21 protein-coding genes are annotated in these 19,360 nt (G+C 61.3%); 17 read left to right on the top strand and 4 right to left on the bottom strand.

The window, feature by feature from the left end:
* Window positions 1-13: 13 nt before the first annotated feature.
* Window positions 14-1,546 carry a class I adenylate-forming enzyme family protein gene (locus OIU93_RS08365; RefSeq protein WP_264269650.1) on the bottom strand — a complete coding sequence of 511 codons (1,533 nt, stop codon included), beginning with the start codon at window positions 1,544-1,546 and terminating at the stop codon, window positions 14-16.
* 142 nt (window positions 1,547-1,688) lie between these two features.
* On the bottom strand, window positions 1,689-2,309 hold the full coding sequence (locus tag OIU93_RS08360; RefSeq protein ID WP_264269632.1) for a TetR/AcrR family transcriptional regulator: 621 nt from the start codon (window positions 2,307-2,309) through the stop codon (window positions 1,689-1,691).
* Between the two features lie 153 nt (window positions 2,310-2,462).
* Here OIU93_RS08360 and OIU93_RS08355 point away from each other — a divergent pair, with 153 nt between their 5' ends.
* From OIU93_RS08355 to OIU93_RS08345, 3 genes are read left to right on the top strand one after another with little or no spacing between them, the layout of a single operon-like run.
* Window positions 2,463-2,822 (top strand): DUF485 domain-containing protein, encoded by a 360-nt coding sequence (locus tag OIU93_RS08355; RefSeq protein WP_264269631.1) that lies wholly within the window; start codon window positions 2,463-2,465, stop codon window positions 2,820-2,822.
* A complete protein-coding gene (locus tag OIU93_RS08350; protein WP_264269630.1) occupies window positions 2,819-4,381 on the top strand; it encodes a cation acetate symporter in 1,563 nt (520 codons plus the stop codon). Before OIU93_RS08355 ends, OIU93_RS08350 begins: the two co-directional genes overlap by 4 nt.
* Before the next feature lie 42 nt (window positions 4,382-4,423).
* Window positions 4,424-5,056, top strand: coding sequence for an NTP transferase domain-containing protein (locus OIU93_RS08345; RefSeq protein ID WP_264269629.1), 633 nt, complete (start codon window positions 4,424-4,426; stop codon window positions 5,054-5,056).
* A 173-nt stretch (window positions 5,057-5,229) separates the two neighbouring features.
* Here the strand turns inward: OIU93_RS08345 and OIU93_RS08340 are convergent, their stop codons facing one another.
* Window positions 5,230-5,673 carry a thioesterase family protein gene (locus OIU93_RS08340; RefSeq protein WP_264269628.1) on the bottom strand — a complete coding sequence of 148 codons (444 nt, stop codon included), beginning with the start codon at window positions 5,671-5,673 and terminating at the stop codon, window positions 5,230-5,232.
* A 123-nt stretch (window positions 5,674-5,796) separates the two neighbouring features.
* On the opposite strand from OIU93_RS08340, the gene OIU93_RS08335 reads away from it, so the two are divergent.
* The 8 genes from OIU93_RS08335 to OIU93_RS08300 are packed head-to-tail and all read left to right on the top strand — an operon-like array spanning window position 5,797 to window position 13,700.
* Window positions 5,797-6,564: an SRPBCC family protein gene (locus OIU93_RS08335; protein WP_264269627.1), complete on the top strand. Its 768-nt coding sequence runs from the start codon at window positions 5,797-5,799 to the stop codon at window positions 6,562-6,564.
* Window positions 6,561-7,367 (top strand): MBL fold metallo-hydrolase, encoded by an 807-nt coding sequence (locus tag OIU93_RS08330; protein WP_264269626.1) that lies wholly within the window; start codon window positions 6,561-6,563, stop codon window positions 7,365-7,367. The genes OIU93_RS08335 and OIU93_RS08330 overlap by 4 nt, the downstream gene beginning before the upstream one ends.
* A 15-nt stretch (window positions 7,368-7,382) precedes the next feature.
* On the top strand, window positions 7,383-8,150 hold the full coding sequence (locus OIU93_RS08325) for an SDR family NAD(P)-dependent oxidoreductase (RefSeq protein WP_264269625.1): 768 nt from the start codon (window positions 7,383-7,385) through the stop codon (window positions 8,148-8,150).
* Window positions 8,147-10,483, top strand: a complete 2,337-nt coding sequence (locus tag OIU93_RS08320; RefSeq protein ID WP_264269624.1) for a xanthine dehydrogenase family protein molybdopterin-binding subunit — start codon at window positions 8,147-8,149, stop codon at window positions 10,481-10,483. The genes OIU93_RS08325 and OIU93_RS08320 overlap by 4 nt, the downstream gene beginning before the upstream one ends.
* Window positions 10,476-11,204: an enoyl-CoA hydratase gene (locus OIU93_RS08315; protein WP_264269623.1), complete on the top strand. Its 729-nt coding sequence runs from the start codon at window positions 10,476-10,478 to the stop codon at window positions 11,202-11,204. Before OIU93_RS08320 ends, OIU93_RS08315 begins: the two co-directional genes overlap by 8 nt.
* A 10-nt stretch (window positions 11,205-11,214) precedes the next feature.
* Window positions 11,215-12,057, top strand: coding sequence for a xanthine dehydrogenase family protein subunit M (locus tag OIU93_RS08310; RefSeq protein ID WP_264269622.1), 843 nt, complete (start codon window positions 11,215-11,217; stop codon window positions 12,055-12,057).
* Window positions 12,054-12,575 carry a (2Fe-2S)-binding protein gene (locus OIU93_RS08305; protein ID WP_264269621.1) on the top strand — a complete coding sequence of 174 codons (522 nt, stop codon included), beginning with the start codon at window positions 12,054-12,056 and terminating at the stop codon, window positions 12,573-12,575. Before OIU93_RS08310 ends, OIU93_RS08305 begins: the two co-directional genes overlap by 4 nt.
* 3 nt (window positions 12,576-12,578) lie before the next feature.
* A complete protein-coding gene (locus OIU93_RS08300; protein WP_264269620.1) occupies window positions 12,579-13,700 on the top strand; it encodes an XdhC family protein in 1,122 nt (373 codons plus the stop codon).
* A 468-nt stretch (window positions 13,701-14,168) separates the two neighbouring features.
* On the opposite strand, the gene OIU93_RS08295 is transcribed toward OIU93_RS08300, so the two are convergent.
* The gene (locus tag OIU93_RS08295; RefSeq protein WP_264269619.1) at window positions 14,169-15,464 is read right to left on the bottom strand and encodes a benzoate/H(+) symporter BenE family transporter; all 1,296 of its coding nucleotides are present in this window, start codon (window positions 15,462-15,464) and stop codon (window positions 14,169-14,171) included.
* Window positions 15,465-15,629: 165 nt separating this feature from the next.
* On the opposite strand from OIU93_RS08295, the gene OIU93_RS08290 reads away from it, so the two are divergent.
* The 6 genes from OIU93_RS08290 to OIU93_RS08265 all read left to right on the top strand — a co-directional run bounded on the left by OIU93_RS08290 (window position 15,630) and on the right by OIU93_RS08265 (window position 19,278).
* Window positions 15,630-16,400 (top strand): SDR family oxidoreductase, encoded by a 771-nt coding sequence (locus OIU93_RS08290; protein ID WP_264269618.1) that lies wholly within the window; start codon window positions 15,630-15,632, stop codon window positions 16,398-16,400.
* Between the two features lie 53 nt (window positions 16,401-16,453).
* A complete protein-coding gene (locus OIU93_RS08285) occupies window positions 16,454-17,371 on the top strand; it encodes a helix-turn-helix transcriptional regulator (protein ID WP_264269617.1) in 918 nt (305 codons plus the stop codon).
* Window positions 17,372-17,561: 190 nt separating this feature from the next.
* Window positions 17,562-17,912: a helix-turn-helix transcriptional regulator gene (locus OIU93_RS08280; RefSeq protein ID WP_264269616.1), complete on the top strand. Its 351-nt coding sequence runs from the start codon at window positions 17,562-17,564 to the stop codon at window positions 17,910-17,912.
* A complete protein-coding gene (locus OIU93_RS08275; protein ID WP_264269615.1) occupies window positions 17,909-18,406 on the top strand; it encodes an SRPBCC domain-containing protein in 498 nt (165 codons plus the stop codon). The genes OIU93_RS08280 and OIU93_RS08275 overlap by 4 nt, the downstream gene beginning before the upstream one ends.
* 159 nt (window positions 18,407-18,565) lie before the next feature.
* Window positions 18,566-19,042 carry a DUF2975 domain-containing protein gene (locus OIU93_RS08270; RefSeq protein WP_264269614.1) on the top strand — a complete coding sequence of 159 codons (477 nt, stop codon included), beginning with the start codon at window positions 18,566-18,568 and terminating at the stop codon, window positions 19,040-19,042.
* Window positions 19,042-19,278: a helix-turn-helix transcriptional regulator gene (locus OIU93_RS08265; RefSeq protein WP_264269613.1), complete on the top strand. Its 237-nt coding sequence runs from the start codon at window positions 19,042-19,044 to the stop codon at window positions 19,276-19,278. The genes OIU93_RS08270 and OIU93_RS08265 overlap by 1 nt, the downstream gene beginning before the upstream one ends.
* Window positions 19,279-19,360 lie beyond the last annotated feature (82 nt).

Raw genomic sequence — 19,360 nt, 5'->3', positions numbered from 1 at the left:
GAAGGCGTTGTTCTCAAGCCGAGAGTGGTGTGGGCTTGGACAGCTTGTAACGCTGGATCTTGCCTGACCCGGTGCGGGGGATCCCGCTGACTTGAATGATCTCGGAGGGAACCTTGTAGGCCGAAAGTCGTTCCCGGCATGCTGCGATGATCTGCTCTGAGTCCAAGGGGCCGGATTCGGAGGCGACGATGAAGGCAACGGGCACCTCACCGAGTGCCTCATGGGCTACCCCGACGACGGCAGCATCGGCCACGCCTTCGCATTCAAAGAGAACCGCTTCGATTTCGGCGGGGTAGATGTTCTCCCCGCCTCTAATAATCATTTCCTTGATGCGCCCGGTGATGTAGACAAACCCCTCCGAATCGCGTCGGGCCAGATCCCCAGTCCTGTACCAGCCATCTCGCAGGACCTGGGCATCTGCCTCTGGACGATTGTGGTAGCCAAGCATGACATTCGGTCCGCGGACCCAGAGTTCGCCTGAGCCGCCCTCGGGGCTGTCTTCTTCAGTGGCCGGATCAACAATGCGGAGCTCAACCCCGTTGATGGGTGTTCCACACGAACCCGGCATCCGCTTGGTGTGGGGTGAATTCAGGGTCACCATGGTGGAGGTCTCCGTGATCCCGTAGCCATCCAACAGCGGAACGCCAGCGAATGTCTCGAATTCCTGGTTGAGGGCGGGAATCATGGATGCCCCCGCCGAAACGCACAGTCGCAGGTTCGGTGCTTTGAGCCGAGGAGTCTCGGCACCCTTCAACAGGTAGTGGAACATCGTTGGCACGCCCGGGAAGAATGTGACCACCCCGTCGCCAAGCAGATCGCTGACCTCAGCGCGGGAGAACTTCGGACGGATAATGCAATTGGCGCCTGAGGCTATGGTCGAGATGACACACAAAACCAATGCATATGAATGGAAAAGGGGCAGTGCGCAAAGCATGGAATCTGCGGGGCCAAGCTCGGTCACCGGGATCCAACAGGATGCGGCAACCCACAGGCAACCTCGTTGGGTGAGCCGCACTCCCTTGGGTTTGCCTGTGGTCCCGGAGGTATAGAGCATCCAGCACCAGTCGTCCGGGGCGGCCGGCGTGAGCTCGCGTTCCGCCGGTTCCTGCTCCATCCAGGCGTCGTATGAAACGAATCGCACGCCGGGAACATCGGGCATTGCGGCCTCGATCTGGGCCCCTGCAAGGATCACCAGGGAGATCGTTGGCGTTTGTCCGAGAATCGGGAGCAACTGGGGAAGGTGGTTGGTATCGGTCAATATGACCCGGGGGGAGCAGTCTTTTACGATGTAGGCGATTTCCGGATCGGAGGACTGCGGGTTGGCGCAGACCGTCACGAACCCGCCGATGGGCGCCGCGAGGTAGGCCTCAACCACTTCCACAGCGTTGTCCAAGAACATGAGTATGCGGTCTTGGCGATCGAGCCCGGATGCGGCCAGATGGCCGGCTAGTCGACGTGTCCTGGTTTCCACTTCACGATAGGTAGTGGACCGTCGGGTGTCACTGAAGGCTGGGCTCTCCCCGCGCGCCGAGGTTTGTCGAGCCAAAAGGTCGGCAATGAGGGTGTCTGCATTGTTTTCCAGCAACTTCGCTCCTGAACATCAAAGGTAACTAACGATTGATAGTTAGTGTATTGGTGAAGGGACGGTTTGGCGAGACTTTTTGGGAAATGGTTTGGATTTCCGCCGATCATCGGAGGTCGCTGGACGCTCCGACAAGGTTCAAGGCGAGAATTCCGTATTCGGTCGCCACTTGATCCGCGCTCAGTTCGCCCTCGTCGTTGAACCAGCGTGCAATGCTGACGCACATTTCAAGGATGGCAAAGGACGCGAGTCTGGGGTGTTCGACGTGGAACTCGCCGCTTTTCTTGCCGTCTTCGATGATCTGCCGAAAGGTACGCTCGTGTCGCCTCTGAAGCTCTTGCGCCCTGGCGAGGTCGGCGCCGTCCAGATTGGCGGTGTCCTGATTGACGACCAATGCCTCCCTGCGGTGGACCGCATGGCGATGGGCGTATGCCTCGACGCAGTTGCGGAGCCGGACCCTTGGGGTTGCGGCAAGGTCGTTGGAAGCCGCGAGGTCGATGTCTATTTGATCGAGCGTGCCAAAGACAATCCGCTGTAACAGCGACGCCTTGGAGTCCATGTGGTTATAGAGGCTCGGCGTTCGGATGTGCAGGCGGTCGGCGACCTGCTTGAGCGAAGTTCCGTGGTAGCCCCGTTCGGCAAAGAGGGTGAGTGCGGCATCCAGCACATCGGAGCTGCTGACCGACGGCCCTGGTGCAGACCTTCTGTCTATATGTACTTCAGCCACTGTGGCATGGCTCCAATCGGTTGCTTGGTGGAAATTGTCATGGCATTACTACCCTAAGCCCTTGACCTGAAACGTTACGTGCATCACACTAATGAGTATTAGTTAGTCAACTGGGGTTGTATTCGGCAACGGATGGCCCGGAACGGGAACGACATGACTCAACCATTCAACCATTCATACCAGCGAAGTCTCGATACCGAGATAATTGCCTCATCGAAGGCATTCGCAGAACTGATCCGCAGAAGGAAGATATTGGTTTCCACGCTGCTGTTCCTTGCCGCGTCGTGGTTCGTGGCCTTCATCCTGCTTTCGGCGTTTGCCCATGACCTCATGGCGACCATGCTGTGGCCGGGAATGAGCTTGGCATACGTCCTCGGACTGTCGCAGTTCATATCGGTTTGGATTGTCACCGCCATTTATCTTCGCGCTTCAACGCGAACCTTTGTCCCGTTGCAAGATGAAGCTCTTTCCCACATCTTGCCGACAACAAGTTCCTCGGGAGCAGCTTTATGAACTTCACACGCTTGTTTTTCTTCGCGGCCATCATCGCAGTCACCGTAGGCGTTACCTACTGGGCGTCTCGTCGAACCAGTACGCAGACGGAGTTCTTTGCGGCAGGGCGAAGCATTACAGCCAGGCAGAATGGCATTGCCATCGCTGGCGATCTCATGTCGGCCGCGACATTCCTGGGGTTTACGGGCCTGATCTTCCTCAGCGGATTTGATGGCTGGATACTGGCCACGGCCGCCTGCTTTTCGTTCCTCTTGATTCTCATGCTGTTCGCAGAACGCATGCGCAATGCGGGTCAATACACGATCGCTGACGTGCTTTCGTTCCGATTCAACAAACGACCCGTGCGTGCGGCGGCTGCGTCCGCGACGCTCATCATCTGCGTGTTCTATTTGATCGCGCAGCTTGTGGGCGCAGGGGTCCTCATTCGTGCGCTTACCGGTATGCGGTTCGAGGTAGCTGTTGTGTTGACCGGCATTGCGATGCTTTTCTATGTTGTTTTCGGCGGGATGCTGGCAACCACTTGGGTCCAGATCGTCAAGGCAGTGTTGTTGACGATCATTGGAGGCGTGCTGACGGTGATGGTTCTGTGGAAATTCAATTTCAACCCTGCTGAGCTCTTCTCGGCCGCGGCGGCGAAACACCCCATGGGTGAGCGCTACCTCGGTCCGGGCGGATCGGGGAACCATCCGCTGAATACGCTGTCGTCTGGATTGGCCTATGCGGTCGGCACCGCTGCACTGCCACACGTCTTGATTCGCTTCTTCACCGTGCCCGACGCCAAGGCCGCCCGCAATTCGGTGGGTTGGGCAGTTGGCATTGTCGGAGCCTTCTTCGTCATGACCTCTGTCATCGGCTACGGGGCCAGGGCGTTGCTGCCCGCAGGCATGGAGAGCAAGACCGCCGGAGGTAACCTAGCGGCGCCGCTGTTGGCCGAACATCTGGGTGGAGGTGCAGGTACCTTCGGCGGCGATATGTTCATTGCCCTGGTCAGTGCCGTTGCCTTTGCAACGATCCTTGCAGTGGTGGCGGGCCTGCTCCTATCCGCCTCGGGAGCCATGTCGCATGACCTTTGGTTCAACGTGGTCAAGCAGCGTGAACCGCGCACCGAGCGTGAGGGGACTATTGTCGCCAGGATTTCGGCGGCCAGTGTCGGAACTGTGGCGATTGTCTTGACGATTGCCATTGGGGACGGAATCAACGTAGCTCTGCTGGTGGGTCTGGCGCTATCCATTGCCGCCAGTGCTAATTTCCCTGCCTTGGCACTGTCCTTGAGCTGGTCGAAGTTGAACACCGTTGGCACGATAACTGGCATCTATACGGGACTGGCGGTGTCAGTGGTTCTTATTGCACTGGGCCCCTATGGCTGGCCCGGTGGGCCTGCCGAAGCACCCTTCCCGTTGACATTCCCTGTGCTGGTGTCGATCCCGGCAGGGTTCCTCGGATGCTTCATCGGAAATCTCTTCGGTCGTGGCAGGAAAGATGACGGGAGCGCCTTCAAGGAACTACACGTTCGTGCGAACGTCGGTTTCGGCGCCGAGTCGGGCGGGTCCTCGCACTAGGGGAGCCCGAATTCCAATTATCGAAGGATCTAGGAAGAGCGTATGTCGACACAACGATCACCGCAGGATGAGGCCGTCACAGGCCTCATCCTGGCGGCGGGCGCCGGAACGAGGCTGGGGTGCGGTCCCAAGGCCCTGCTGCCATTCATGGGGCGGACCCTGGTGGAAACCTTGGCGGACGAATTGCTCGCTGGTGGCTGTTCTGAAGTAATCATCGTGCTGGGTGCCCAAGCAGGTAGGGTTCTAGCGACTTCCGACCTCTCTGCCTCCCATGTCCTCATTAATCCCCGATGGGCGGACGGGATGGGATCCTCATTCCAAGCCGGAGTGGGGGCGTTGCCCGTCGGTCGCGCCGTACTCGTGACTCTCGTTGATCAGCCCGGTGTCGGTCGGGAGGTCGTTTCCAGGCTGATGGCGGCGCGACGTCCCGGGCGAGTCACGGCTGCCGCCTACGCCGTCCACGGTGGGCCTCTCCGCCGCGGGCACCCGATCCTGTTCAGCTCGGAGGAGGCGAAGGCGGCCGCCGAGGTGGCCGAGGGCGATTCTGCTGCCAAGACGTGGCTTGCAGCGAATCGAGAGAAGGTGGATCTGGTCGATTGCTCGGACTTGGGCGATGGTGCCGATGTTGACCGCCAGGAAGATCTGTATCTGCTTGGTTGCGGTGGGTCTGAATAGCTTCCTGCCGCATGAGTGATAGCCGGGCGTCGCGACTGGCCGGGCAGGTTGAACCCTGAATTCTTAGGTTGCGGAACGATCGGTAATTGGAGTCAACGTCTATGGACACAAAAAAATAGGTATTTGTCCCGAGCCAGCCAGGCTTCGGGACAAATACCTATTTTCGTTTCGGATCAGAGCAAGGGGGCGAGGAGGTCCCTCACGGCATCAGGAATGGGTGCTGTGCGTCGGGAAGCTCGGTCCAGGTAGACGTGCACCCAGCGCCCCAGAGCAGCGACCTCTTCGACGCGCTGGCCGTCGGCGTCGGCCGCGAAAAGTCCGAGCTCGTAGACAACCGAACTCGTGCCGAGACGATGGACGCGGAGACCGATCTCCAACAACCCCGGAAACGAGACTTCACGGAAGAATTTGCAGCTCGACTCGGCGACCACGGGGATACATGTTGAATCCATGGGGTTGGAGCCCGTGGATTCGATGGTCCATCCGTTGATGGCGGAGTCGAATAGTTGGTAGTACACCGCGTTGTTCAGGTGGCCAAACATGTCATTGTCGGCCCACCTGGTGGCCGTCACGCAGATCATGTGGAAGTCATTGCGGGTGAGACTTTTTTCGGTCACTGCGGTTTCTTGCGTCAAAGGAGCCCCTCGGAATGATACTAATGATTGATAGTTAGATACTACTTGACGATAGTGACGGAGGCCACTAGGCTACAAACTAACGTTAATTAGTTAGGTGGTCTCATGGAACTCATCAATACGTTTACCGTAAACCTTCCGGTTGCGGAAACTTGGAAAGTGCTTCTTGATCTCAAGCGTGTGGCGCGATGCATCCCGGGTGCAGCGATCGTCAAGGTTGAAGACGATCAATATCACGGTGCGGTCAAGATTAAGGTTGGCCCCGTCACCACTCAGTACCAGGGCATTGCGAGCTACCTTGACACTGACGCTACGGCCTACCGCGCCGTGATCAAGGCGGCCGGCAGCGACACCGGAGGGCAAGGCAACGTCGACGCGCGGATCACCGTGGCGCTCACGGAACAAGGTGCATCCACCAAGGTCGTGATGACCACGGAGCTGGCACTGTCCGGCCGCGTCGCACAATTCGGCCGCGGCGTAGTTGCCGATGTGGCAAACAAGATCCTTGGACAATTCGTCAAAAACCTTGAAGCCGACATGGCCGCCGGATCCCCTACCAAGGCCGTGTCCGGAACGGTATCGGAGGACGCACCCGTTTCCATGGACGACGTTGAACCATTGGACGCTCTTGGCAGCATGGGCGGGATCATCGCGAAGTACGCACTTCCTGCAGTCGGGGCTCTCGTCGCTGTCATTGGTCTCATCGCAGCGCTGCGCCCACGCAAGGCCGGACTCCCGCCGGCATCCAACCATTCCGCTCTTTCGTTGCCGGGAGCCGTCCATTTGGTGGTGCAGATTTTGATGCCCGCGGAGTTGGCCGGCAACAATGCCGCCAAGCCCTCGGTGAAAGACCTCTCCCTGGAGCAGCTGTGAGCGGGTGGAACATTGGTCGGCATTCGATCGTTCCGCTCCTGGACGGCCATGGGCATGAACCGGCGCGGGAAGTCCTCGAGCGCGTCGGATATGAGGGCGACCCATGGGCCTGCCACAGTCACCTGCTTGACGGACACGGCAACCTCGCCATGGAAGTTGGCGGCTACCTGATTCGAAGCGGCGACCGCACCGTCGTGGTTGACGCCGGAGTGGGCCGCATCGACAACGGCAAATACCGCGGAGGCCAGTTTCTGGAGAGCCTCCGGGAACAGGGGCTCGAACCGCAGGACGTCACCGATGTCGTGTTCACCCATCTCCACTTCGACCACGTCGGATGGGCGACCCGTTCGGGACAAGTGGTCTTTCCCAAGGCAACATACCGAGTGCACAAAGCGGACTGGGAACACTTCGTTGAAAGTGACACCGCCGATCCCGGTGCGGTGCGCAAACTTTCTCCGCTCCGGGAACAACTTGAGACGTTCAGCGGCGAACACACCATCGCACCCGGAATCGATGCGCTTCCGGTGGTGGGCCACACGCCCGGATCGTCGGCGATAGTTCTTTCGGACCAGGGCAGCACCGGTGTCCTTATTGGAGACCTGGCCCACGCCTACATCGAGCTGACGGAACCGGGCTGGGAATACGTCCACGATGTCTTGCCCGAGCAAGCAATTCAAGCGCGGACGGGATTCGTGGAGAACTTCGCGGACACCGGAACAGCGATCTTCGGAGCACATTTTCCCGGGATGCGCCCGGGAACTATCGAATCACAGGCCGGCGTCCGGACCTGGAAACAACTTTAGATAAGGGATACAGTCATGGATCTTCAACTGCGCGGTAAGAACGTATTGGTATCAGGGGCAGGCAAGGGGCTCGGTCGAGCCATCGGCATGGCCTTTGCCGCGGAAGGCGCCAACGTGGCCTTTCACTACGCAAGCTCATCAGAGGGTGCGGAAGCCGCTGCAGCGGGGGCCAAAGCCCAGGGAGTCAAATCCATCGCCGTCGGCGCAGACCTGCGCGACGGCCAGGCAGTCAACGACGCCGTGGCACGCGTCGGGAATGAACTCGGTCCGATCGACATCTTGGTCAACAACGCAGCAGTGACCCAGAGCAAGCCTTTTCTAGACTCGACCGAACTTGACTGGGCCCCGCAGGTGGACGTCACAGTCACCGGTACCCTGCGCATGACCCAGGCCGTTGCCAAGCAAATGGTCGATGCCGGTGTGCAGGGGGCGATTGTGAACCTCATGGGAGATTCCGGTCGTGTGGGCGAATCCCGGCTGCTCGTCACCGCGACCACCCGCGCCACGACTGTCGGTTTGACCAAGTCGCTGGCCAAGGAATTTGCGCGCCACAAGATCCGGGCCAACGCAGTGTCCATTGCCTTGGTCCAGACAGGTTCGCTGGCAGAACACACCGGAAACGCCGATGATGAGAAAATGAAGCGCATCCTCTCGGCATACCCGCTGCGTCGCTTCGGCACTCCGGAGGATGTAACCCCGACGGTCCTGCTCCTGGCCTCGCCAGTTTCGTCGTGGACCACCGGACAGATCTTGTCCGTCAACGGCGGGTACTCGATGTCATGAGTGCCACCATCGCAACCCCAGAGGGTGCCGTCGGGCGCTCGATCCCCAGGATTGAGGATCAGCGGCTTCTGACAGGAAACGGCTCCTACGTTTCCGATCTCGTACTTCCACGCATGCAACATGTTGCCTTCCTGCGCAGCCCCCATGGTCACGCAAAGATCACGGGCATCGACCACTCGCGTGTCAACGTCCGTGAGCACACTGTGTTCACCGGTGAGATGCCGATGTTCGCCGGTATGGGGCTGCGGGCCCAGTCGGCGCTTCCGTCGTACGTGGAGACTATTCAACCTCCACTGGCCAAGGACAAGGTACGCTTCGCTGGGGAACCGGTGGCCGCGGTGGTTTCACGTAATCGCTACACCGCCGAGGACGCGGTGGAATCCATCGCCGTTGGCTACGAGGTGTTGCCGGCGACCGTGACCGCCTGGATTCCGCCGGTGGTCCCCGTCCATGACCAGGCTCCGGACAATGTTCTGCTCGAACGGGTATTTGATGCCGGGGACGTGGGCGCGGCGTTCGCGCGCTCCGAGGTGGTCGTTGAACGCGAGTTCATCACCAACCGCCACGCGGGCAACCCCATGGAATGCCGGGCAGGGGTCGCCCTTTGGGATGCTGCCGTGGAAAAACTGACATTCTGGTCCGGCACACAGGTGCCCCATCTGGTCCGAAACATGCTCGCCGAGCTGCTGGGGCTTTCCGAATCCAACGTCCGGGTCATTGCTCCGGACGTGGGCGGAGGCTTCGGCGTGAAATCCATTCTGTATCCGGAGGATCTTGCGCTTTGCCTCATGGCCCGCGAGCTGAGGGGCATCCCGCTTAAATGGGTCGAGGATCGCAGTGAACACCTTCAGGCCGCCGCGCACGCCCGTGACCACCGCTATCTGGCGAAGGCAGGGTTTGCCGCCGACGGTACCCTCTTGGCGCTCGAAGCCGACGTCACGTGCAACATCGGTGCATACTCGGTGTACCCCTGGACAGCAGGCATCGAACCACTCATGGCCGGCGGCCTGCTGTCGGGCCCCTACCAGTTGGAGAACTACCGGTGCACCACCAGAGGAGTCACGACCAACACCGCGTATGCCGGTCCGTATCGTGGTGTCGCACGCCCCTCCACCGTCTTCGTGATGGAGAGCCTGCTCAACCTGGCCGGCAAGCAACTGGGCATCACCGACTTGGACATGCGCCGGAAAAACCTCATCACCCCGGACATGATTCCCTACCGGATGCCATCAAGACTCATTGACGATTCGGGTTGGTATGGCGAGTGCCTCGAAAATTGTGTAGACGAGATCGGTTACGAGGCATTCCTCGCGGAACAGACTCGCCGTCGAGAATCGGGGGAGAACCCCATTGGCATCGGGTTCGCGTGCTACAACGAGCTGACCGGACTGGGCCGGGCCGCCTCGGCCGGGCCGCGGATGCCATTTCGAACAGGACATGACGCTTGTACTACTCGCATGGAAGCCGATGGAACGGTGACGGTCCTTAGCGGTGTGACCGACCAAGGCCAGGGCCTGAGCACGACGATGGCGCAGATAGTCGCCGACGCAGTCGGCGTGGATTTCGAGGAAGTCACCGTCCGAATCGGGGACACCAACGAGGCCCTGTGGGGCTTTGGTGCGTTCTCTTCCCGCCAAGCGGTCATCGGCGGCGGCGCTGCCCACCGCAGCGGGGAAGCGCTGCGCGAGAAGGTCTTGAACCTGGCCGCAGCCCTCTTTGACAAGGAGGTGGCGGCCCTGACCATTACCCAAGGGAAGATCATCGATTCAAACACCCAGGAACCGGTGACCACGGTGGCCGATGTTGCCAGGGTTGCATATCTGGAATCCAACAGGCTGCCCGAGGGATTCGAACCCGGTTTGCAGGCAACAAGCTTTTACGACCCGATTCGCGGCGCATTTGCGGCCGGAGCCCAGGCAGCGGTCATTGAGGTTGATCGTGACAGCGGGGCGCTGAAGATCCTGAAGTGGGTGTGTTCGGAAGACGCAGGCAGGGCTATCAACCCAAAGATTGTCGACGGACAGATCCTTGGTGCCATTGCTCAGGGCATCGGCGGGACCATGTACGAGCACCTCATCTACGACGAGGCCGGGAACCTCACCACTGGAACGCTCATGGATTACCTCATGCCCACCACCCACGAGATTCCGGACATGACGATTATTCACGTGGAACACCCGGCGAACAATCCGGTCGGTGTCCGCGGAGTCGGCGAGGGCGGAACCCTTGGACCGAACGCTGTCATCACGGGTGCAATCCACAATGCTCTCGGGCTGGAACTTACGAGTCTGCCCGTAACACCTGCGGCTGTATGGGGAGGACTCAATGCTTGAAACGACAATGCATGGCGACGTCGGCCTGATAGTGCTCGACCGCCCGGAAAAACGAAACGCCCTGTCGGGCGACCTGTTGCAGGCACTCCGGGACTCCGTCTTGGAAATGGGTATTGGAAAAGCACGCTGCATCGTCATTACCGGCAAGGGAAGTGCGTTTTCCGGGGGTGCCGATCTCGATGGCGTATACAACGACGAGTTCCGGTCACAGCTCTATGGTGCACTGGAGGCGATCCGCGCGGTGCAGGTTCCCGTCATTGCAGCGGTGAACGGACCAGCCATCGGTGCGGGCACGCAGATGGCCTTGGCCTGCGACCTGCGTGTCGCCACGGACTCCGCGGTCTTCGCCGTTCCCACCGCCCGCAACGGGCTAGCGGTCGACCCTTGGACCGTTCGCCGGCTGTCCCTTCTTGCCGGGGGAGGGGCGGCACGTGAACTCTTGCTGGGAAGCGGCGTGTTGGATGTCTTCCGGGCCCATTCCCGCGGTCTCGTTGACAGGATCGGTGACCTGAGCGACGCGCTCTCCTGGGCAGGAGAAATCGCAACCCTTGCGCCGCTGACCCTGGCGTATTCGAAGCTGGCCCTCGAAACGTTGTTCGAGCCTGCAGCGGACGATCCCGACCTGGAGCGGCTCTTCGAAGCGTGCTGGGACAGCGATGACGTCCAAGAGGGCATCCGCGCCCGCGTTGAGAAGCGTTTGCCACAGTTCACCGGAAGATGAGTGAGAATCCATGAAACCCGCGCCCTTTGAATTCACGGCCGCCACGTCCCTCGCCGAAGCACTGGAAGTACTGCACCAAAGCGAAGGGGATGGCAAGGTCATTTCCGGCGGCCAGAGCCTGATGCCTGTGCTGGCCATGCGACTGAGCCGACCGAGCCTCTTGGTTGACATCAACCGAGTCCCCGGTCTCGACTACTTCAACTGCGAGGACGGCATCCTGCACATCGGCGGGCTGGTGCGCCACTGTGAGCTGGTCGAACAGCAAAAGGTGCCTCTGCTTGCGGAGGCCGCCAAATGGATCGGGCACGCGGCGATACGCTCCCGAGGCACCTTCGGCGGCAGCATCGCCCACGCCGACTCCTCGGCGGAGCTGCCCGTGGTGGCGACGGCGCTCGAAGCTACCCTGGTCATTGCCGGCCCCGGCGGTGAACGTGAAGTCCCCGCGGCCGAATTCTTCGTGGGGGCGCTGGACACCTGCTTGGAAGCCGACGAAATCCTGATTGGTGCACGCATGCCCGTGCCTGGCAATTGGGGATTCGCCGAGTTGTCGCGCCGTCATGGTGATTTCGGCATGGTGTCGGTAGTCGTGGCCGAGGTCCAGGGACAGTGGCGCATTGCCGTGGGCGGCGTTTCCGGGACCGCCCATCGGCCACAGGAGGCCGAAGCCGTGTTGAACGGCGGAGAGTTAAGCGCCGCACGGTTGGACGAAGCATCGCGCGCGGTCACGGCGGGCCTGGAGTTTTCAACGGACATCCATGCCTCCGCGGAATATCGCAGCGCGATGACCCAGGAATTTACCCGCAGGGCGCTGGCCATTGCCAGCAAGCCCTCGCTGATTGGAGCAATCTCGTGAAAGTCAACCTGAACATCAACGGACGGCACGAGCAGGTCGACGTCGAACCACGACGCACCCTTGTGGACGCAATCCGCGAAGACGTCGGGCTCACCGGAACCCACGTGGGCTGCGAACAGGGAGTCTGCGGAGCCTGCACCGTCTTGGTCGATGGCCGGCCGGTTCGTTCCTGCCTGGTCCTCGCCGTGCAATCGGAGGGCGCCTCCATCACCACCATTGAGGGCCTGGCCGGGGATGACGGCACCATGCACCCGGTACAGCGCGCCTTCAGGGACAAGCACGGGCTCCAGTGCGGATTTTGCACACCGGGAATGCTGATGTCCGCTCTGGATCTGCTCCACCGGGAAGTTGAACCCTCCCGCGAACGGATTCGTGAGGAAATGTCAGGGAACATCTGCCGCTGCACCGGCTACGTCGGCATCGTCGATGCCGTTGAACAGGCCGGGCGTGAAATGAACGGTGGCTGCTGCGGCCGGGATGAAAACGGCTCCTGCCCGGGCAGCGAAGCCCAGGTATAGGCCATGAGTCTGTTTTGGTCGCAGCTGCAGCCCGTCTTGGATCGCGGGGAGTCGTTTGTCTTGGCCACCGTGGTCCAGACATCCTCAAGCGCGCCTAGGGAAACCGGCACCTGTATGGCCATTATGGGTGATGGTAGCGTCATCGGGAGCGTCTCGGGTGGCTGCGTGGAATCCGACATCTACATCCGCGCCGAGGAAGTGCTTGCCACAGGGGAGCCAGTTCTGCAGAAATATGGCTTTACCGATGATGAGGCCTTCACGGTGGGGCTGACCTGTGGAGGAACGATCCACGTCTATATCGAGCGTGTCAGGCAACAGGAGCTTGACCACTTACAGGCTGTGGCCGCGGCCATCCTGCGCGGGGAGCAGGTCGCCTCGGTCACCGTGCTTCGGGGGGCTACGGAGTCGTCTCACATGCTGGTTTTCACGGACCGGCATGAGGGGAACATCGGCAGCGAAGACAGTGTGCAGGGGACTCTCGCCACGGTGCGGCAGATGCTGGCCCGAGGCGTCTGCGGAATGGTGCACCTGGATGCCGACGACAAGGACGGAGAAACGGGTGAAATGATTTTCATCAATTCCTTCGTGCCGCCCCCGCGCATGATTGTTTTCGGAACTAACGATTTTGCTGTCGCCTTGGTGAGGATGGGCAAGGTCCTGGGCCACCACGTCACGATCTGCGACGCCCGCGGGGTCTTCACCACCGCGGAACGCTTCCCCGATGCCGACGAAATCGTCGTGAGCTGGCCCAACAAATACCTTGAAGAGACGCATATCGATGACCGCACCATTTTGTGCGTGCTGACACATGACGAGAAGTTCGACGATCCGTTGCTTGAGGTGGCGCTTCGTTCTCCGGCAGCCTATGTCGGGGCCATGGGTTCACGGTCCACCACCGATCGCAGGCGCGAACGGTTGGTTGCTCGAGGCCTGAATGAAAGCGAGCTACTGCGGCTCAACGCACCCATCGGACTTGACCTTGGCGCTCGGACACCTGAAGAGACAGCCATATCCATATTGGCTGAGGTTATTTCTCAGCGTGAAAACGCGTCGTGCAGGCAGCTCAATCGGGAAGCCGGTCCGATCCACGCCACCCCGTTGGAGCAGTTGGTTTGTAACATCTGAATGCGACATATTCCCGCGCGCAGTGGGGCGAGCCGAAAAATAGTTGAAGTTCCGATGAACATAGTCTTCGGAACCCAACGGGCGCCTGACTTTACCCGCTGCGCCAGTCTGGCTGGTACATCGCACGGGCATGGGATGCGCAGGAGTAAAATCAGGTCGGGGCTCGTGAAATAAGAAGTTCAGCACCTGCCAGCAAGCTTCATGCTCGGATTTGGTGGTGGAACGGGCCGGCATGCGGCCAACAGGAGACCGATCGGGCTACAGCAGGAAATGCCAATTGGATCGCCGGTACTGCTTCAGCACCCACCTGCTGGCGCATGATTCCCTCGCCGTCGATTTACCGCTCGGAGAGCAAACAGTCACCCGTCTTCCGGTTTCCCGTTGCGTGCATCGTTTGGAAGATCCGGCATTCACTGATGCTGTCGCTCTCGGCAACAGAGTCGAAGCGTTCAGCATGACGGTTTACCGTTATGGCGCCTGAGGGGAGGAAGCGTGGTCATGCCGCTCCATCAGGCGGGAGAGGATGTAGCCGAAGAGTATGCCCCAGAACGCGGCATGGATGTTAAGCAGGTTCATGTCCGAAATCGTCACCACGAAGGTCACCAGCGCTCCGATCGTGAAACTTGTGGAGAAGGCCGCGACAAAAGCCTGTTGGAGGGCCTTGAACATGGCTAGCCCACCCAGGGCCAAGATAAAGGCTTCGGGTGTGGCAAGCATGTATTGGGTCAGCGTGGGAGCCAACAGCGCGCAAACCAGAGACAACATTCCGTAGACCACCGCGCCGGTGTATTGGCGGTGTTTATCACCGGAGGACGTAAGTAGTGCATTGGTTGGACCTGACACGCAGGCGGAGACGGCGCCGAACGCGGCGTTGACGATCGAAAACGAGCCGGAGATAATGGCAAAGACATTGACCGGGGGCTTGTGTTCGGCAGCGCGCAGCACCACCACCCCCTGACCGTTCTGGACGATCAGCACGGTGATGGCCAGCGGCACCACGAGTTCAAGCTGCGCGGCCCAGGTGAACTCGGGTGCGGTGAACACCGGTGTGGCGAAGATCGGTCCAGGGCTGGAATCCAGTGCGAATTGCCCGCTTGCCACCACAGCGATGATGCCAGTCGCCAGGGTGCCCAACACCGGGGGGAGGTACTTCCCCAGTACGGGTACCGCGGACAGGACAACGAACGCCAGTACCATCGGCCCTGCGATGACAGGGTTGGCCTGGGAGGAAGTGACGATGTCTGTGCCGAAGCGCAGGAACACGGCCGCGACCATGGCCATAACGATGGGCATGGGGATGGCTGCCATGAACCGTCGCACCACACCTGTGGCCCCCAAAGCCAGGATGAGCAGGCCGGAGACAAAGAACGTCCCCACCACTTCCGGGAATGAGAGGTGTTGTAGGGAAGGGCCCAGCAACACGGTCCCGGGGATTGACCATGCGAACCCGAGCGGCTGGCGGTAGAGCAGCGACATTACCAGGGTGGCGAGGCCTGCGGAGAGGAAGATACCGAAAACCCAGGAGGCCAGCTCGGCCTGGCTCAAGCCACCTGCCGCTCCGACGGCCAGGGTCACCGCGATCGGTCCGGACGCGGAGAAAATCAGGCCGATCACCCCATTGGCGACGTATTGCGGAGCAACGTCCCGGAACAAGTCGCGTAGTCCGGCCGGGCGGACCTCGGGGCGCTCAAGCAGGCGCGAACGGGAGGGTGCCGCGGCTACGAGGGGTCCCCGGGTGGACTGCTCAGAGGTATGGCTAGGCATGCAGGCTCCTGCTCGAGGGGAAAAGTGACTACTACTAGTCCACCATTGAAACAGGCTGCGCAACACCAAGGGCGGTGCCCAGCTGTGCCGGGGTATGCCATACCCCGGCACAGCTGGGCACGGTTGGTGCCACCAAGGCAGGAACGCAAGTGGTGAACTTGAAACATGACAAAAACGAACGAATCCACAACTTCCCCACGACTTTTGCGAGCCGTGGTGACAGGTGCGAGCACCGGTATCGGTGCCGCCACCGTCCGCCAAATGGTCGCCGCCGGTTGGTCGGTGCTTGCGGTTGCGCGCCGCGCCGACCGCCTCGAGGCGCTGGCCGCCGAGATCGGCTGCGACGTGTTGGTCGCCGACATCACCTCGGATGCCGACGTTGCCCGGATCGTTGAGGCGGCGGGCGAAGTCCATGCCCTGATCAACAATGCCGGAGGCGCCCGCGGCACCGAGACGGTCGCCGACGCGGACCTGGAAAAGTGGGCCTGGATGTACGACGTCAATGTGTTGGGCACGGTCCGGCTAACCAAGGCCCTGCTGCCGTCCCTGCGGGCCTCCGGTCGCGGGGACATCGTGGTGGTTTCCTCGGTGGCCGGCCAGGGCACCTACGAGGGCGGTGGCGGCTACGCTGCGGCCAAGCACGCCGAGCGCATAGTCGCCGAGACCCTGCGCCTGGAACTCAACGGTGAACCGATCCGCGTGATCGAGATCGTCCCGGGACTGGTTCATACCGAGGAATTCTCCCTGCGCCGGCTCGGCGGCGACCAGGCCTCCGCCGATGCCGTGTACGCCGGAGTGCCCAACCCGCTGGCGGCCGACGACGTCGCCGAAGCCATCACCTGGACCCTGTCGCGCCCGCACCACGTGAACATCGACCAACTGGTGATCAAGCCGTTGGCCCAGGCCGCAATCCACAAGATGCACCGCACCTCCTGATGCCATTCGGCCGTAAGCTGGGATTCCGTCCCGTGCTGGAAGGAGCGTCGGAAATGATTCCCGGTACCGAACTCGGTGAGTTCCTCAAAGCCCGCCGTGCGCTGGTCCTGCCCGCCGGAGACGGCGGTCCACGCCGGCGCGTGCCGGGAATGCGACGCGAAGAGGTCGCGGCCCTGGCCAAGGTGAGCACCGACTACTACACGCGGCTGGAGCAGGGCCGGCACAAACGACCCTCCGAGGCCGTGCTGGGAGCTCTGGCCGACGCCCTGCAACTTGACGAACCGACCACGCGGCACCTGTTCGACCTCGCCCGCTCCGTGGCTGCCCCGCGCAGAGACGGGCCGGTGAGCCAAGTCCAGCACGTGCGCCCGTCGATCATCCAGTTGCTGTCCTCCTTCACCGAGCATCCCGCGTTCGTGAGGGGCCGGCGCACCGAGGTGCTGGCCATGAACCCGCTGGCCGCGTTCCTGCTCGCCGATTTTCCTTCCAAGCCGGTGCGCGAGCGCAGCCTGGTCCGCTGGACCTTCCTGGAGGAAGAGGCCCGCGAAAGATATGTGGACTGGGAAAAGACCGCCTCGTCGATGGTCGGCACCCTGCGCCTGGACGCCGGTCGGCATCCCGATGACCCGCTGCTGGCCCAACTTATCGGCGAACTCTCTGTCCACAGCAAGGAGTTCCGCACCTGGTGGGCGGATCACCGCGTGGTCGAGCGCCGCGACGGGATCAAGCGGTTCAACCACCCGCTAGTGGGCCGCTTCGACATCCGCTACGAGGCGCTTGCCGTCACCGGGGAACAAGACCAGACGCTTTTCATCTACACCACCGAGCCCGGCTCCGAATCCGAATCCAAGCTGCGCACCCTGGCCGCATGGGTCAACGAAGAGGCCCCGGACCGGGAACATCCCGGTGTGTCCGCGGGGACCCCGGCTTCGTCTCCTTCCAAGCCCAACCAGGATCCGTCGGGCCGTTAGGATCTCCCGGGGCGCCGGGACCGGTCCGCCGCCCTGAAGTTGTTTGCACCGTCGGGTGATTCGGGATTGTTGGTGTGGGGACTGCAACGCTGGGTGCCCACGGCGGGGCGTTGCGCCCAGACGCCGTGAATCCAAAACGATCCCGCGTAGGTCTTGCGTCAGTCTTTTCGGCAAGCTAACCTACAACCAAATGGTTGTACATGTATTGAGTGAACTCGAGATCGACCGCATCTTCCAGGCCATGGCGGATGCAACCCGGCGCGACATCATCAAGCAGGCGATGCTCCGGGAGCAGTCGGTTTCCGATTTGGCGAAGCGCTATGACATGAGCTTCGCAGCCGTGCAAAAGCACGTGGCGGTGCTCGAAAAAGCATCGCTGATCACCAAGGAGCGACGCGGAAGGGAGCAGATTGTGCACGGGAACCTGGAATCCTTGCGCCGTGCCGCCCGGCTGCTGGAAGCCTACGAGGGCATTTGGCGGCAACGCGTCGGCATGATCGGAGACATTCTCTCCGGCGAACATGAAGGAGCAAAACCATGAGCGTCATCAGCGTTCAAACCGACCCGGAAAACCTCACCCTCACGCTCGTTGCCGAATTCGAGGCAAAGAAGGAACGCGTCTGGCAGGTCTGGGAAGATCCCCGGCAGCTCGAGCGGTGGTGGGGTCCGCCGATGTGGCCCGCAACTTTCGTTCGGCACGAGTTTTCCGAAGGCGGGGAATGCAGGTACTACATGAGTGGACCGGACGGCGAAAAGGCCCGTGGCTGGTGGAAGATCTTGTCGGTGGATGCGCCGAACGGCTTTGAATTCCAGGACGGATTCGCCGGGGACGACGGCGAGCCAAGCGGCTTTCTCGGCACCACGCGTTGCGTGGTCAGCCTGGAGGAACAAGACGGGAAAACCCGGATGACCTCGGTGTCCTCATTTGAAAGTGCCGAGCAGCTCGAAGAAATGACCAAGATGGGCATGGACGAGGGCATGCGCGAGGCAGCAGGACAGATCGACGCAATCCTTGCCGAGAGTCCTGTCAGGTAGTCGTTTCCGCGTGGAAGTGCAGGGGATGAAGGAGGGCTGACCGCTTTGGTTCGCCCTCCTTTTCATGCCCGATGAGGTCCTCTGCGCGCTGTATCAGGATTGCTCTACTTATCGTTTAACGATAGATTAGAATCGTTAAACGATATTAGGAGCCCCTCGATGGGAAAAATTACTGTCCTCGCGTTGCGCATTGTCCTTGCGCTGGGCCTTGCCGGATCGTTGTTCGTGCAGGCGGTGATGGTTCCGTTGCTGGCCATCGACCTGAATGAGGCGGGCCCCGACGTCATTGCCGTGCGGACCCCCATGATCGTGATCGTGTTGCTGGGTATCGTCACCGTCCAGGTTTCCATGGTCTGCGTGTGGCGGTTGTTGAGCATGGTGCGCAGGGGAACGGTTTTCTCCCGCGGTGCCTTCCGCTACGTGGACATCGTGATTGGTGCCGTCGCCGCGGCAGCCTTGCTCACCTTCGCCATGGCCGTGGTGCTGGCGCCAGGTGAGGCAGTCGCCCCGGGAATTGTCCTGCTGCTCTGCGGCGGGGCACTGCTGGTCGGCGGCGTGGCGCTCATCGTCATTATGCTGCGCATGCTGCTGGCCCAGGCGCTGGGGATGCGCGCCGAACTCGACAAGGTTATTTGATGCCGATCATCGTGGATATCGATATCATGCTTGCCAGGCGTAAGATGCAGGTTGGAGTGCTCGCCGAACGCATCGGAATCACGCCGGCCAACCTGGCCGTTCTCAAGAACGGACGGGCCAAGGCAGTTCGCTTCGCGACGCTCGAGGCATTGTGCGACGTGCTCGAATGCCAACCCGGGGACCTGTTGCGGTGGGAACCCGGACCGACGGCCGATGCAGGCGCCTCGGAAGCCTGACGGTTCCTGCCGGCCGTCCGGGAGCCCCCCGCTTGGCATCGCCAACGCCGCCGCACCGGCGTACGGTGGAGATACCAAGATG

This window comes from Paeniglutamicibacter sp. ZC-3, assembly GCF_025847175.2.
GTDB classification, from domain to species: domain Bacteria; phylum Actinomycetota; class Actinomycetes; order Actinomycetales; family Micrococcaceae; genus Paeniglutamicibacter; species Paeniglutamicibacter sulfureus.
Note: the sequence above shows the minus strand (reverse complement) of the source record. Positions and strands in the feature narration are given on the sequence as shown.

Bases quoted from the DNA above. Each gene is read 5' to 3' on its own strand.
- OIU93_RS08295 (WP_264269619.1), bottom strand. From the start codon at position 15,464: ATGCCTAGCCATACCTCTGAGCAGTCCACCCGGGGACCCCTCGTAGCC.
- OIU93_RS08350 (WP_264269630.1), top strand. From the start codon at position 2,819: ATGAACTTCACACGCTTGTTTTTCTTCGCGGCCATCATCGCAGTCACC.
- OIU93_RS08290 (WP_264269618.1), top strand. From the start codon at position 15,630: ATGACAAAAACGAACGAATCCACAACTTCCCCACGACTTTTGCGAGCC.
- OIU93_RS08320 (WP_264269624.1), top strand. From the start codon at position 8,147: ATGAGTGCCACCATCGCAACCCCAGAGGGTGCCGTCGGGCGCTCGATC.
- OIU93_RS08345 (WP_264269629.1), top strand. From the start codon at position 4,424: ATGTCGACACAACGATCACCGCAGGATGAGGCCGTCACAGGCCTCATC.
- OIU93_RS08280 (WP_264269616.1), top strand. From the start codon at position 17,562: ATGGTTGTACATGTATTGAGTGAACTCGAGATCGACCGCATCTTCCAG.
- OIU93_RS08310 (WP_264269622.1), top strand. From the start codon at position 11,215: ATGAAACCCGCGCCCTTTGAATTCACGGCCGCCACGTCCCTCGCCGAA.
- OIU93_RS08355 (WP_264269631.1), top strand. From the start codon at position 2,463: ATGACTCAACCATTCAACCATTCATACCAGCGAAGTCTCGATACCGAG.
- OIU93_RS08325 (WP_264269625.1), top strand. From the start codon at position 7,383: ATGGATCTTCAACTGCGCGGTAAGAACGTATTGGTATCAGGGGCAGGC.
- OIU93_RS08315 (WP_264269623.1), top strand. From the start codon at position 10,476: ATGCTTGAAACGACAATGCATGGCGACGTCGGCCTGATAGTGCTCGAC.
- OIU93_RS08335 (WP_264269627.1), top strand. From the start codon at position 5,797: ATGGAACTCATCAATACGTTTACCGTAAACCTTCCGGTTGCGGAAACT.
- OIU93_RS08285 (WP_264269617.1), top strand. From the start codon at position 16,454: ATGATTCCCGGTACCGAACTCGGTGAGTTCCTCAAAGCCCGCCGTGCG.
- OIU93_RS08300 (WP_264269620.1), top strand. From the start codon at position 12,579: ATGAGTCTGTTTTGGTCGCAGCTGCAGCCCGTCTTGGATCGCGGGGAG.
- OIU93_RS08265 (WP_264269613.1), top strand. From the start codon at position 19,042: ATGCCGATCATCGTGGATATCGATATCATGCTTGCCAGGCGTAAGATG.
- OIU93_RS08275 (WP_264269615.1), top strand. From the start codon at position 17,909: ATGAGCGTCATCAGCGTTCAAACCGACCCGGAAAACCTCACCCTCACG.
- OIU93_RS08270 (WP_264269614.1), top strand. From the start codon at position 18,566: ATGGGAAAAATTACTGTCCTCGCGTTGCGCATTGTCCTTGCGCTGGGC.